Annotated in this window: 15 protein-coding genes; 6 read left to right on the top strand and 9 right to left on the bottom strand. The window is 41.1% G+C overall.

Annotated features, from left to right (window positions below):
* Position 1: 1 nt before the first annotated feature.
* Both LC090_RS14515 and LC090_RS14510 read right to left on the bottom strand, forming a co-directional pair.
* On the bottom strand, positions 2 to 631 hold the full coding sequence (locus LC090_RS14515; protein WP_226658746.1) for a redox-sensing transcriptional repressor Rex: 630 nt from the start codon (positions 629 to 631) through the stop codon (positions 2 to 4).
* A 184-nt stretch (positions 632 to 815) separates the two neighbouring features.
* Positions 816 to 1,478, bottom strand: coding sequence for a peroxiredoxin (locus LC090_RS14510; RefSeq protein WP_226658745.1), 663 nt, complete (start codon positions 1,476 to 1,478; stop codon positions 816 to 818).
* 170 nt (positions 1,479 to 1,648) lie between these two features.
* Between LC090_RS14510 and LC090_RS14505 the strand changes: the two genes are divergently transcribed.
* The 3 genes from LC090_RS14505 to LC090_RS14495 all read left to right on the top strand — a co-directional run bounded on the left by LC090_RS14505 (position 1,649) and on the right by LC090_RS14495 (position 3,207).
* Positions 1,649 to 2,497, top strand: a complete 849-nt coding sequence (locus LC090_RS14505; RefSeq protein WP_226658744.1) for an MBL fold metallo-hydrolase — start codon at positions 1,649 to 1,651, stop codon at positions 2,495 to 2,497.
* 66 nt (positions 2,498 to 2,563) lie between these two features.
* The gene (locus LC090_RS14500; protein ID WP_226658743.1) at positions 2,564 to 2,818 is read left to right on the top strand and encodes a hypothetical protein; all 255 of its coding nucleotides are present in this window, start codon (positions 2,564 to 2,566) and stop codon (positions 2,816 to 2,818) included.
* Between the two features lie 179 nt (positions 2,819 to 2,997).
* Positions 2,998 to 3,207 carry a hypothetical protein gene (locus tag LC090_RS14495; protein ID WP_226658742.1) on the top strand — a complete coding sequence of 70 codons (210 nt, stop codon included), beginning with the start codon at positions 2,998 to 3,000 and terminating at the stop codon, positions 3,205 to 3,207.
* A 74-nt stretch (positions 3,208 to 3,281) separates the two neighbouring features.
* Here the strand turns inward: LC090_RS14495 and thiM are convergent, their stop codons facing one another.
* The 7 genes from thiM to LC090_RS14460 all read right to left on the bottom strand — a co-directional run bounded on the left by thiM (position 3,282) and on the right by LC090_RS14460 (position 10,949).
* A complete protein-coding gene (gene thiM / locus LC090_RS14490) occupies positions 3,282 to 4,082 on the bottom strand; it encodes a hydroxyethylthiazole kinase (protein WP_425590663.1) in 801 nt (266 codons plus the stop codon).
* A gap of 127 nt (positions 4,083 to 4,209) precedes the next feature.
* Positions 4,210 to 4,452 carry a hypothetical protein gene (locus tag LC090_RS14485; RefSeq protein ID WP_226658740.1) on the bottom strand — a complete coding sequence of 81 codons (243 nt, stop codon included), beginning with the start codon at positions 4,450 to 4,452 and terminating at the stop codon, positions 4,210 to 4,212.
* Positions 4,453 to 4,454: 2 nt separating this feature from the next.
* Positions 4,455 to 6,089 carry an ABC1 kinase family protein gene (locus LC090_RS14480; protein WP_226658739.1) on the bottom strand — a complete coding sequence of 545 codons (1,635 nt, stop codon included), beginning with the start codon at positions 6,087 to 6,089 and terminating at the stop codon, positions 4,455 to 4,457.
* 141 nt (positions 6,090 to 6,230) lie between these two features.
* Positions 6,231 to 8,591 (bottom strand): FdhF/YdeP family oxidoreductase, encoded by a 2,361-nt coding sequence (locus LC090_RS14475; protein ID WP_226658738.1) that lies wholly within the window; start codon positions 8,589 to 8,591, stop codon positions 6,231 to 6,233.
* A gap of 127 nt (positions 8,592 to 8,718) precedes the next feature.
* A complete protein-coding gene (locus LC090_RS14470; protein WP_226658737.1) occupies positions 8,719 to 9,081 on the bottom strand; it encodes a DUF2294 domain-containing protein in 363 nt (120 codons plus the stop codon).
* Positions 9,082 to 9,152: 71 nt separating this feature from the next.
* A complete protein-coding gene (locus LC090_RS14465) occupies positions 9,153 to 10,409 on the bottom strand; it encodes an L-lactate MFS transporter (protein WP_226658736.1) in 1,257 nt (418 codons plus the stop codon).
* 318 nt (positions 10,410 to 10,727) lie between these two features.
* Positions 10,728 to 10,949 (bottom strand): hypothetical protein, encoded by a 222-nt coding sequence (locus LC090_RS14460; protein ID WP_226658735.1) that lies wholly within the window; start codon positions 10,947 to 10,949, stop codon positions 10,728 to 10,730.
* 214 nt (positions 10,950 to 11,163) lie between these two features.
* Between LC090_RS14460 and LC090_RS14455 the strand changes: the two genes are divergently transcribed.
* The 3 genes from LC090_RS14455 to LC090_RS14445 all read left to right on the top strand — a co-directional run bounded on the left by LC090_RS14455 (position 11,164) and on the right by LC090_RS14445 (position 13,911).
* Positions 11,164 to 12,051, top strand: coding sequence for a diacylglycerol/lipid kinase family protein (locus LC090_RS14455; protein WP_226658734.1), 888 nt, complete (start codon positions 11,164 to 11,166; stop codon positions 12,049 to 12,051).
* Positions 12,052 to 12,165: 114 nt separating this feature from the next.
* Positions 12,166 to 13,113 (top strand): nucleoside hydrolase, encoded by a 948-nt coding sequence (locus LC090_RS14450; protein WP_226658733.1) that lies wholly within the window; start codon positions 12,166 to 12,168, stop codon positions 13,111 to 13,113.
* Between the two features lie 189 nt (positions 13,114 to 13,302).
* Positions 13,303 to 13,911: a hypothetical protein gene (locus LC090_RS14445; protein WP_226658732.1), complete on the top strand. Its 609-nt coding sequence runs from the start codon at positions 13,303 to 13,305 to the stop codon at positions 13,909 to 13,911.

The raw sequence follows: 13,911 nt of genomic DNA, 5'->3' as shown, positions 1-13,911 counted from the left end.
CTTAAAAGAAATGAATGAGAAAAGAGAGGGTGTCTAGCTCTCTTGCTAAATCAATTTGTTGAAGGTGAATGTTCCCTGGAAGCGTAAGATAGGCAGAAGAAAAGTTCATAATGCCGAGAATACCGGTTTCAGATAGTTTCTCAGAAATCATCTGCGCTGATGCGGCAGGGATAGCCAGAATCGCTACGGTTACACTAGCAGTTAATCGATCATTCATTTCATCAATATGATAAACTGGGACACCAGCAATGGTTTTACCAACCACTTTTGGATTATTATCAAAAGCCATTTTAATTTTGGGAGACGATTTTCGTAGGTGATTGTAGTGAAGAAGCGCAGTTCCCAGTCGTCCAGCGCCAATCAAAGCCGCTTCTGGCTCAGTATTCTCGTTTACAATCAGGTGAAGATGATTGACAAGTTTTTTGACTTCATACCCTGCCCCTTTGCGTCCTGGAGCTTTTATCTTAGAGAAATCTCTTCTCACAAGATCAGATTTATAATTAAGCGCGTTTCCAATCTCTACAGAGGAAATCGATTTTTGACCAGATTTCTTCACGCTTTTCAAATAAGAAAGGTAGAGTGGGAGCCGCTTTATGGTTGCATTTGGAAGCTTATTCTCTTCCTTTTTCATACTATTACCTCCGTCGTACTAATCCGCTTTCTACTCTATTATAATCTTAATCTAGCAAAGTGCAATTTGGAAAATAATCCAAAAGAACTAGTGAGGGATTATTTGTCTCTCTTTTCCCGACGCTGAGGCATTCATACTTTGCTAACAGAAAAAGAACCGGTCAATTGGCCGGTTCTTTAAGCGGTTATTGATTGAGTTCTTGTTTACATAAATACCAGTCAATACATTCAAGGCCATCTTCGTTCTCGCGTTTTTTCATATCTTCTTGTGTTTTAGGAGGGGAAACGAGAACTTTATCCCCTGGTTCCCAATTGGCAGGGGTCGGCGCGCCATGTTCATCTGTTGTTTTAAGTGCCTTAACTAACCGCATAATTTCATTCATATTGCGTCCTGTCGTAAGAGGATAGTAGATAACAGCCCGAACAACCTGCTTATCATCAACAACGAAGACGGCACGGCTCGTTTCCGTTTGACTTTCTTCTGGCATAATCATGCCGTAGCGAGTGGCTACTTTTCGATCAAGGTCAGCGATCACTGGAAATTCAATTTCGGTATCAAAGTTTTTCTCAATATTACGAACCCATGCTAGATGGGAGGACACGCTATCAACACTAAGACCGATTAGCTCAACATCGAGTTTGCGTAATTCAGGGTAAATCTCTTGAAATGCGACAAATTCCGTTGTGCACACCGGGGTGAAGTCAGCTGGATGGGAAAACAAAACAAACCATTTTCCTTTGTAATCATTGAGAGAAAGCTGTCCGTGTGTTGTATTGGCGGTAAAGTCAGGGGCCGGTGAACCGATCCGAGGTAGCTGATAAGCTGTTTCAGTTTGTTGCTCTGACATAATCAAACATCCTCCTTCTATTTTCATCTACGGTGGGTTTTCCCTCCTATTTTCTAACTAAACAGTCTTTTTTGTGACGAATTTTTTAAAAAGTTCCTTTTTCAAGAGAAAGAAAATGATAGAATGAAGCGGAGGAAAAGAATACCAAATAAGGAGAGAGGAGAAGGAGAATGAAAATTGAATTTCTTGGTACCGGTGGAGCCATGGCGATTCCACGCCCGCTCTGTCAATGTGCTATTTGCCTAGAAGCGAGAAAGAAAGGCGTTCCTTACAGCCGATCAGGTCCTAGCGTATTTGTTCATGGACCTAACGTCCTCATTGATACGCCTGAAGATAGCTATATGCAATTAAACCGATCAAAAATATCGACGATTGATGGTGTATTCTACTCCCATTGGCATCCCGATCATGTCATGGGGAGACGGGTGCTAGAATCAATGAATGCGGATTGGGTGAACCATCCCGCACAAGGAACAACAACGGACGTTTATTTGCCAGAGCAAGTGGCCAGTGACTTTCAAACAAGATTAGGTACGGGCGAGCATCTCGCTTTCTTTGAAAGTCAAGATTACATAGCGCTTCACAACTTGAAAGATGGAGAAAAAGTAACCATTAATGACGTGACCATTACACCTTTTCGTTTATCAGAGGACTATGTCTATGCTTTTTTGTTTGAAGGGAACGGTAAACGGGTTTTGATTGCTCCTGATGAACTTTATGGTTGGGATCCGCCAAAGCTTGGCGAATTAGATGTGGCGATCTTGCCGACTGGCATCTGTGAATTTCATCCGTTAACAGGAGAAAGACAGATAAGCGCCGATCATCCTGTTTTAAAAGAAGAAGCGACTTTTCGTCAAACACTGACAATTATTGAAAAGCTGCACGTAAAAAAAGTGTATTTAACACATCTTGAAGAACCTGATCAATTGAGCTATGACGATCTTAAAAAAGTGGAAGACACGCTTCCACAGGATAAAAAGATTTCGTTTGCGTTTGATACGTTAATGATTAGTCTATAGGAAGACCCGGTTTAAAAAGAGCTACTTTAGGGAAACATTTTTTTAGAATAGAAACGAGGTGAGCGAGTGGAACTGTCATTTGGATTAATCCTTAATATTGTAATCGCGATTTATTTATTTGTAGACGCGAAGAAACGTGATAAAAGCTCTTTTTTCTGGGCGATTCTCGGTTTGATTTTTGGACCAATCGTTCTTGGGATCTACTTTATTCAAACTGGTAGAAAAGGCATTGGTTGGCTAATCATTATCCTTGCTGTTATCTGGTTTATTATTGCCATTGTGTTAGGTATTTTGGCGGGGATCATTGGTCTCTTATTTTAAGATGAAACCTGAAGCGCGCATGCTTCAGGTTTTCCTATGTGTTTAGAAATGTCTAGAATGTGGAAGAGTGGGAGAGACATAAATAAATGATATGAGCGCTTGAGATGAATGTGTTAAACAGCATCATGGAAGAGTTGCTGCTAACATTCATAGATAAGTAATGTCTCAAGGGGGAAGCGATGGATGAGGAAGCAAAAGTGATAGAGTGGATCACTTCCGAAATCGAAGTAGAGTCATGCACCATGCAAGATTATCCGGTATACCAATCGGGTAAACGAATCATCGATCGAAGCGGGGATTACCTTATTGTCTACTTTCATCCGTTGCTTGAGAAAGTTGTTTATACATTTAAAGGGACTGAGGATATTTATTTTATAGCTCGTGGTTAAGCAATGTTGAATAAGGTAAACCGGATAGATATAAGAAAGTGGAGCGCAATTTTAGTTGCGCTCCACTTTCAAGTTTATGGTACAAGATGGATATTAGCGTCAATATCTTCAGATGATATGAGAGAAAGCTGATTTAAAAGGGCAATTTGAAAGTCTCCCGGTCGATTTTCGATATGATCTGCCGCTTTTTCACTTGCGACACCATAAAAAGCAAGCGCACCATAAGCAGCAAGCATTGGATTTTCCTCAATAGCTGCAAATGCGCCAAGAAGAGAGGAGAGGAGACAGCCAGTGCCAGTTACCCTGGTTAAGATTGGATGGCCATTGCCAAGCTTAAGAGTTGCTTCGCCATTAGAAATAACATCGATTGCTCCGGTAACGATCACCGTACAGCCGAACATCTTTGCTGCTTTTTTTGAAAGGATTTCGGTATTTCCTTCTCCTTCCGTCGCATCCACACCTTTGATTGTCCACTGTTTTCCAGCAATATTTGCAATTTCCGCTGCGTTTCCTCGTAGATATTGCACGTCCACTTCTTTAAGAAGACGCCTAGCTGTTGACGTTCGATAAGGAGTAGCACCAGCTCCAACAGGGTCCAGAATAACGGGGATGTGCATTTCATTTGCTGCTTTTCCAGCAATAATCATCGCGTCTACCAGGTCCTTCGTTAATGTACCAATATTTAAAACAAGCGCGCCAGAAATTTTTACCATATCAGCCACTTCTTCTTTTGCATAAGCCATGACGGGACTTGCACCTGCAGCGAGTAAGCCGTTCGCTGTAAAGTTCGTAACGACGGTATTCGTTATATTATGAACGAGAGGGGATGCCTCTCTAACCTTTGTAATAAGGGCAGCAGCCTGTGATTTTTCCACGATCAACATCCTTTCATACTTGTCATTTCATTCATTAGGACTATTTTCTTGTTTTTTCATTGTATCAATAAGGTGTTCGCGTGAAAATAAAAAATCACTAAGAAATGAAAGGGAGACTTCTTCCTTTTTACGGTCTTGAATACCGATTCCAAAAACGTAACACCCATGAAAAAGGAAAAGGCAGTCGGTAGCCGGCTTTCTCAAGTTGTTTTAAAAGGTTAATAAACGCACCACCTACTCGGCGTTGTTTTTTTAATTCTTCTTCGTTTTCTTTTACTGTAATGCGATATCCATTATGAAGGCCTTCTATTTTGACCTCTTTTCTACCTAGCTTTTCAGTTGTCTCCTTCATTACCTTTGAATTTTCCATCGTTATTTCTCCTTTTTGTTCCATAGTCGTTTTTCCATTGCACCAAAGAAAAGGATGATGATGAAAGAAATGCCTCCAGTTATGCTAGTAGGGAGAAAGAGGGATGGCATGTCAAATGCCAGGCTTACAATGAACCCAATGAAACTAAAGCAAAATAGAATAAACGCATAATGTTTATTCCATAGCATGCTTTTGGATTGAACTTCACGTTGTGTTAAGCGTTCTTTCCACTGTCGATGGTCATGAAATTCATCTGAAAGTCGATCGAGCGGATTCTTAATTGAAGAAATTCTAGCATATAGCTGTTTCAGAAGCTTTTTGGGGTCATAGCGATAATCAGCCGATTCTTCGCGATTGATCCATTCTTGAACGATGGGCTTGCCTTCTTCAATTAAATCAATTTCAGGATCCAACGTATAGAGAATACCAACAATGGTTGAAATGGCTCGTCCGAGAAAAGCAAATTCACTCGGTAATTGAATGGGCTGCTTATTTACGAGCGTTTGAACTTCTTTTAATACTTGCTCGGCTGTATCTTCATCCATCATCGTAAGATCCTGTTCAATGAATAAGGTAACGAGCGTTTGAATGGCTTTCTCGATTTGTCTTTTATCTGAGTTAGGAAGAAGGAAGCGCAATTCGTCAAGAGCCTCTGTGACATCACTGTACTGACTAAGCACAATTCCTGTGATAAGCTTTCGAATGGACAGAGCATCTCTGGCTTCAATGTGTCCAACCATCCCAAAATCGATGAAAACGATGGTGCCGTCTTCTTGGATAAGAAGATTACCAGAATGAGGATCGGCGTGAAATTGCCCTTCTTGAAGAAGCTGCTCAAGATATCCTTTTAACAATTTACGGGCAAGTCCTTTCCGATCAAGGGCCTTCTCCTCAATATAAGAAAGGTTCGTGATGCGAGCGCCTTCCATCCATTCCATAACGAGCACCTTTTTCGTTGACCATTCTGCCACATAATGCGGTACTCGGTATCCAGGACTATCGCTGTATCGCTCCTTAAAGTGCAGACCATTTTTCAGTTCTTTCTTAAAATCAAGTTCATCTTCAATCACATGACGAACTTCCTCATATAACCTGCTTAAATCAAGCTGCTTGCCGTATGCCGTAAACTTATCCATGAGCCAGAACACGATACGAAGGGCTTGAAAGTCAGCCCGAATAATCTTGCGAATGTTTGGTCGACGTATTTTGATTGCCACATCTTCTCCAGATTTTAATGTTGCTCGGTATACTTGCCCAATGGAGGCAGAGGCAATCGGACGATCCGATAGATTGTCGATGACATCTTTATAATCAGCTGACCATTCTTCTTCAAGAATTTGTTTCGCTTTTCCCCATGGGAAAGAAGGGACGCGATCTACAAGATCTTCAATTTCTTCCAGAAAAACTTTTGGAAGAATGTCAGCCCTCGTTGCAAGAAATTGCCCAAGCTTAACGAGTAATCCCTCAAGGCGAATCGCTTTCTCTTTGTATTCTCTCGCTTGTTTTTTTAGTAGCTTTTGCCACCGTTCCTGGTCCCAGGAATGTTTGCTTTTTCTACGGAAATGTTCTAGTTGAAGAAAGAACTTAACGGACATCCAAACAATTACACTAATCCGGTACAGCGATTGATATTTCATAGAAGACTCCTACTCCTGAATAAGTTGTTTAGTGTTTAACATAGCCTATTTCCACCTCTTAGAAACAATTTTCTTGGATGAAGAGCACATCAAAAACCCCCTATCTCAACTTGCGAGAGGGGGTTTGTATAATAGCATCCGTCAGACTGGTGCATTCACTTCCAGGTCTTCAATTTCTTTCTCCTGGTATTGCACATCTTTTCTAGCGTTAAAGCGATCTGCTTTTTCAACGGTTACCGTAATGTTGTAATCGGGGATACCAGCGTATTTTTCATACCGACCTCTAGGCAAGAGGAAATTTCCTTCAGGAAAATGCACTTCTAGATTGCCGCTTGCAATATCTACAAATTTGGCTCTTCCTTGAAAAACACCAAATCCATTGTAAACGACAATTCCTTCACCTTCTGTGATGCTTAGTCTGTTTGCATCTTCGGCATTTATCAGAACGTCGTATCGCTCTGCTTTGTTAAAAGGATCAGTTTCTTTATAAACCATCGAATTAAATTGCTTTCCACGCCTTGAGGTGACGATAAACTGCCCTTCCTTTTTGCCAAGGTCAGGAATCTCCACTGGAATGAGATTTCCTCTTCCATCTGGTGTTGGACAGATACCCCCTTCACACAACCAGGCACCGCCCCATTGGAAGACGTCCCCTTTCTTTGATAAGTGTTGAACGCCGTCATAGTCACGGTTGGCAATGGCGATTTCATTTCGTATTTCCTGTCCAGATTTAAAATCAACGAAGTGAGCTGTCTCTGGCTTGATTCGCTTGGCCAGATCGATATAGATTTTCCATTCCGAACGCGCTTCTTCCACCTGATTTTGATTGCCTTCAATTTCTGGAGAAAAGTAAACCATTCGTTCAGTGGACGTGGAAGTACCCCCACCTTCTTGTTCATATCTTGTTCGAGCAGGAAGTACGATCACTGCTTCTTTTGCATCAACAAGTGTAGAGGTATTGAGAATAATGTCCTGGTGGACGCGTATTTCTAACTCAGACAGGGCTTTTTCTACAAAATCAGGGTCAGGCATCGTTTCAAGGAAGTTTCCTCCTGATAAGTAGTAAAGTTTAATCTTTCTCTCGTGATCTTCTGGAAGGACGATGTTTTCTAAGGTCACCCCAACAATATCACCCTGCCATTTTGGTAGCTCGAATCCCCATACTTGTTCCATGCGACGAATGTTATTGGGGTCAAATCCTCCTCCAGGTAAAACAAAGGGATCGGCTCCCATTTCTCCAGATCCCTGCACAGAAGAATGTCCACGGAAGGGCATTAAGCCACTATTTTTCTTACCGAGAAATCCACGTAGTAGAGCGAGGTTCGCTACTTGAGAGATGTTATCTGTCGCAAAGGAGTGCATCGTTAAACCAAGCGCCCATGCAAAAACAGCGCTCTTACTTCTTGCAAGTAAACGAGAGAGTTCGATAATCCGTTCTTTCGTTATACCAGAAGAGCGAACGATTTGCTCCCAAGATTGAAGCTGAACATTTGCTTTTAATTCTTCATATCCGTTCACATGCTTTTGGACGAAAGGATGATTAATGGCAGACCCATGTTCTTTGTCTTCCATTTCAAACCAGTGCTTCATAATCCCGTGCATAAAGGCAATATCTCCACCGACATTTACCTGATAAAAGTCGTCCGCTAATTTGGTTCCAAACAGCGCCGATTCTCCGTTGGAAGGAATCCAATATTTATCCATGGCTGGCTCTTTGTATGGATTGACCATAATGATTTTCGTGCCTCTTTTTTTCGCTTCAAGCATGTATTTTGTGGAGACCGGAGAACTATTAGATGCGACACTACCCCAGAACATTAAGACATCCGTCCCAAACCAATCCTGGTAATTCACTGTGGACGCGCCGACACCGATTGAACGTTTTAAAGCCGTTTTACTCGGTGAGTGACAAATACGTGACGCATTGTCAATATGGTTTGTGCCTAGAAATCGAGCTACTTTAGCTGCAACGTAATAGGACTCATTTGTAATCCCTCTTGATGTTAAATAAAAAGCGTACTGTTTTGGATCAAGCTTTTTCATCTTATTGGCAATGAGATCCATTGCATCGTCCCAAGTCAGACGAGAAAAACGATTTTCACCTTTACGACGAATTAACGGATAAGGGATGCGTCCTAATTTCCGAAGCTCGGTACTGCTGTATTGACGAAGTTCGTTAATGTCAGAATGCAAAACATCCTCATTGATTGCAGGCATTGTGTTGAGTCTTAAAACATTGAGTCTTGTTGTACAGACGTGTGGTCCTTTTAAGGTTTGGTCATATAACCCTGAAACCCCTAATGCACATCCATCGCATACGCCCTGTGTTAAAATTCGGGTGGCGTATCCTATGTTGTCCCGGTTTTCCCATGCGATTTTGGCAGTATCCCGAAAATGCTGGGGTTTCACTTTACCTAATCCAAAGGGAATTGGACTTACCCAGTGTTTTGGCTGTGGTTTCTTTGTTGCTTTTATTGGCCCTTGATGTTTTGTGTCACCCATGTGGTTCACTCCTCTAATTATTGTTTTACAAAATAAAAACCACCGTTTGCCCGTCGCATGTAACGGAAAAACGGTGGTTGAGTCTTTAGCAGGGTCGCTACCAAGTGCCTAACCTTTTTGGTTCTTATTAAGAAATCTTCATTTTTTCTTCAATGTTTTCATCAAATACAAAGATTGACATTCCGAAATCACGGTCAATATCAATATCGACGAAAAGGTCGAGAAATTTACTTCCAAGAAACTCTTCCATCTGTAAGGGAGGGTTGTTCCGATACATTTCTTTCACCATTTCAGTTCTTGCAGCACGAAGCATTTGCTTGCCGTCATCTGCACTAGCAATGAATTTTTCAACTGGTGAAAGGTTTCCTTCCATCTCGCAAATCGCCCAGTTCTTACAAAAGGTAGTTGTAATTTTACTAGGTCCTTTGCCCATATGTTTCTTCCGAAAAGAACGAACAAGATTGCTGAATTCTGCTTCATACTTTGTCATACTGTCCTACCTTCTTATCGAGTTGGTCTTAGACATTCATTATTACATGATCCTACATACTCAAACAATTTTTACATATTTACTGTTGCAGGCACTTCATTTTCTTTCCGGAGCCTACGAATATCTTTACGAATGACAATCGAAATGATCAGAGCTACAACAAACATGGCAGCAAAAAAAGTTAAACTAGCAGCGTAACTTCCAGTCGTATCTTTCATCCAAGCAGCAAACATTGGGCCGACAAGGCCTGCCGCTGCCCAGGCTGTAAGAATGTACCCGTGAATCGCACCAAGTTGTTTTGTGCCAAACATGTCACCGATATAAGCTGGAATAGAAGCGAATCCTCCACCGTAACATGTGTACACGATCGCAAGCATGATTTGAAATAGGATCGCGGTCGTCGTATGAGGAAGTAGAGCAAATAGAGCAATTTGCAGAACAAAGAACGTGGTATACGTGTTTGGACGCCCGATGTAATCGGAAACCGATGCCCATCCGATTCGGCCAAGACCATTAAAGATCCCAAGGACACCTACGAGTGCAGCCGCCTCCGTTGTTGTTAATCCGATACTTTCCTGTGCAAGTGGTTTTGCAGCAGAAAGAATCGCAATTCCGCATGTAACATTTATAAAAAGCATGAGCCATAAGTAATAAAATCGTGATGTTTTAATCGCTTCATTCGCAGTTAGCTGAGACAGATCTCCTGATTTTTTCGATTGCTTTTGTTTTTCTTTAAATCCTTTAGGGGCCCAGCCTTCAGGAGGTTTCTCTAAATACAAAGAAGAAGCGACCATAAGGATAAAGTAACTTGCACCGAGTATGTAAAAGGTATTAGCGGTTCCAACTGATTTAATCAACGTATCCATCACGGGACTTGCGATCGCTGCTGCAAATCCGAAGCCCATTATGGCAAGGCCAGTCGCAAGGCCACGTCGGTCAGGAAACCACTTAACTAGCGTTGAAACAGGAGCAATATAACCAACGCCAAGTCCAATTCCTCCAAGCGCTCCATAGAAAATGTAGAGAAGGGGAAGAGAGCCCATATTGACAGCGAACCCAGAACCGAAAATACCAATTCCAAAAAAGCTAGCTGCAAGAAGACCTGCTTTCCTTGGGCCGTATTTTTCTACAAAATGACCGAGAAATGCTGCTGAAAGTCCTAAAAATAAAATGGCGAGACTAAATGTAAATTGAACTTGTTTGGCGGACCACCCAAATTCGTTAATAAGGGGATCGGTAAAATTACTCCAAGCATAAACAGATCCGATTGAAATATGAATTCCGACTGCAGATGCTGCGATAAGCCACCTGTTCTTAACCTTTTTCATCCACTTCATCTCCTTTAGTTCGTTAACAAGCTAACTGATAAAACAAAATAAAAAACTGTCGATCGACCAAATAAGAGAGTGTTTACTCTCCTGTAGGTGATTGACAGTTAGCCGTTAGCAGGCACGCTACTAGACATAACCAACAGTTAATCGCTTTCACTTTCGCGAGCGTTGTCCCATTTTAAACCGATAACAGGGTCGCTGTCTCGTATCTATAAATGTTACAACATGATGAACTTTTATAAATAATAGCATAAAAAATGAAAATCGATCAATAAAAGATTCTAGCTTGTTGGCATTTTACTAGGAACGAGTGGATTATTTTGAACGGATGTTTAACCATCTTTGGATGAAAAAGGCAAGCGCAGCAGAGGTCGCCATAACAATAATCGTTACGAAAAACGAATTTTCTGCAGTTGTATAATTGCCCATCACGCTGTAAGTCGATTGTTCATGAAAAACGGCGAGAAAGATTCCTGAAAGTAGCTGTAAACAAAAAAATAATACTAGAAAGCTACTAATGAAAGAGAGATAGTTCATCGTCTTTGTTCCTTTCTATGATCAGTAGAGCTTATTTATAGTCGTAGTATAAGACTTCGCATTTTTCGTTCATTACTAGGGGAGAGAAGATAAATGATTATATGATTTACATAACGGAAGGCATGATGGGTCCAGGAACTGTTTCACCTTCCTGAATGAGGGGAATGGTAGAAGCAGACATTATTTATCATTTCTGTTTAGGGAGGACACAATCGTGAAACGTGCTATGCTCATTATAAACCCATCTTCTGGTAAAGAAAAAGCGTTAAACTACGAAGAAGAAGCTGTAAACATTTTACAACAAAACCATGTAGACGTGACAGTTAAATATACCGAAAAGGAAGGAGACGCTATCCGGTTTGCTAAAGCCGCATGCGAGAATCATTTTAACACGCTTGTCGCGATGGGAGGAGATGGAACAATTAATGAGGCCATTAACGGATTAGCCAGTGAGTCAGAACGTCCTGATTTTGGTTTTATCCCGTTAGGAACGGTTAATGATTTTGCTCGTGCGCTAGGGATCCCGATGCAACCGAAAAAGGCGCTAAAAGTACTAGCACAGCAGCATACTAAACCGGTTGATATTGGTCGGATTAATGATCAGTATTTTATGAATGTGCTAGCTGTGGGTGCTATTGCAGAAGCAGTGTATGATGTAACGCCTGAACAAAAATCCAAATTTGGTCCCCTCGCCTATCTAATTGAAGGTGGAAGAGCGCTAAAAGACAAAACACCTTTTGACTTGAAGGTGACGTATGATGGGAAACAATGGGAAGGTGAAGCATACATCATGCTGATTGCTTTAACAAATTCGGTCGGAGGGATTCAGTCGTTTGCTCAGCATGCAGAAGTCAATGATGGTTATTTTCACATTTTTATTTTAAGAGAATTTTCTCTTCCAAAAGTATTTAAAATTATTCCAGATCTTTTTAGTGGGAACTTACAAGATAATGCTCAAGTGGAGTACTTTCCTGCTTCCAAAATCAGAGTCGAATCTCATCAGGAACTGGTCGTGAATATTGATGGAGATGAGGGTGTGCAGCTCCCATTTGAAGCAGAAGTGAAGCACAATGAATTACATATTTTTGTCCCTGAAGAGTAGAGTTCATGTGTTTTTTAAAAGGGGGGAGGGCCGGATTCCCCGAACAGCCTTACTTCTGATTCCTATCCTCAATGAATATGCTAATGGTGATAAGCATTGGAATGAGGTGGGAATGTGGGTCAAAAAGTATTGTTTTTTGGAGACGTTGGCATTGATGATACGATTGCTCTATTGTTTGCTTATTTTTCAAAAGAAATAGAAGTGATTGGCATTGTAGCGTGCTACGGCAATGTATCGAAAAAGCAAACAACAAGAAATGTCCGCTACTTGCTTAAAGAAATTGGTCGAACTGACATTCCGGTAATGGGTGGTGCAGAAAAACCGATGACGGGTGAGGTGCCAACTTACTACCCAAACGTTCACGGTCCAGAAGGATTAGGTCCGATTACTCCTCCACCAAATGAAGCTGAGCCATTAGAAAATTTTTTCGATGTCATCTCTCTCATTGAAGAATATGGCGAAGATCTAGTTATCGTTAACGTGGGCAGAATGACTTCTCTTGCAACGCTGTTTCTTCTCTATCCTGATACGATGAAAATGATTAAATGTTTCTATATTATGGGTGGTGCATTTAATGTGCCAGGGAACGTTACTCCCAGTGCAGAAGCGAATTTCTATGCCGATCCAGTTGCTGCCAATATCGTTATGAAGTATGCAAGAAATGTTTTCTTATTTCCTCTAAACGTGACCCAGCAGGCTATTGTAACACCCGGAATGGTGAACTACATTGAGGCAAAAAGTAAGCCGCCTTTTCTAAAGCCGCTCTTGGATTACTATTACGAGGAATTTTATAAAAAGATGGTTCCGGATATCGAAGGTAGTCCAGTTCACGATGCGCTCACCTTAATGAGTGTAGAAAAAAACAGCATATGCACTTTCTACCGCACTCCAGTCGCAGTAGAAATTACTGGAGAAGCGCGAGGTCTTAGCATTGGTGATTTTAGAAAATCCTTCGAACAGGAAAAATTTGATAATAGGCCGACACACCGCGTGGCGATTGAAATGAATTATTTTAGGTTTTATAAACTATTTATGGAAACGATGACGGGAGATACTTTTTAGTGAAATGAAACTTTCTCCTATCGCTTTTCGTAAGGAGAGTAACATCGATGATAGAGACAAGATGACAAGAGTAGATTCCTTTCGCCACATTGCTTGAGTTTAGAGGTTCGTTCCCCACACAACATCTGTTGCGAATAGATTAACAGCAAAAAGCGTAACAAATGTAAGAAGTGAAGAGGGTGCTTGAGCTTGAACGACATTGGAAGAGTAATAACAGAGATCAGAATGGAAGGGACAAGTGTTCTTCAGAAACCAGATGAATTCATGCTCATCGGTAGAGGAAGAAGTGCGGTCGTTTTTAAAATCCCGGGTGAGCAAAAAGTCCTTAAAGTTTTTTATCCTGATTTTGTTCATCTTGCAAGACTAGAAGCCTCGATTTATCAAGAACTATCCAATAATGATTACTATCCTTCCTTCTATGAAGGAGGAGAGGGGTATGTTGTATTAGAATATCTAGAAGGATTGACCTTTTATGAGTGTTTAATTCAAGGGATCGTGATTACAGAGGAAATGATTGAGAAAGTTGATCAGGCTCTGAACTACGCTCGTATGAAAGGTCTAAATCCATCAGATACGCATCTTCAGAACGTTATGCTTTTATCGAATGGTGGAGTTCGCGTTATTGATGTCGTTCGGTTTCGTCAAACCAGGATATGCACCCATTGGGAAGATCTAAAGGTCGCCTATGATCATTTTTATTCAACTCGTTTCTTTCCTAAAAAATATCCAGTGTGGTTTATAGAGATGATCATTCGGCTTTATCGTAAAGGCTTGATTCGATTGAAAAAAAGGAAGTGA

Source organism: Guptibacillus hwajinpoensis, assembly GCF_020524165.1.
Taxonomy (GTDB): Bacteria; Bacillota; Bacilli; order Bacillales; family Guptibacillaceae; genus Guptibacillus; species Guptibacillus hwajinpoensis_D.
This window is presented reverse-complemented; position numbering and strand designations above follow the sequence as displayed.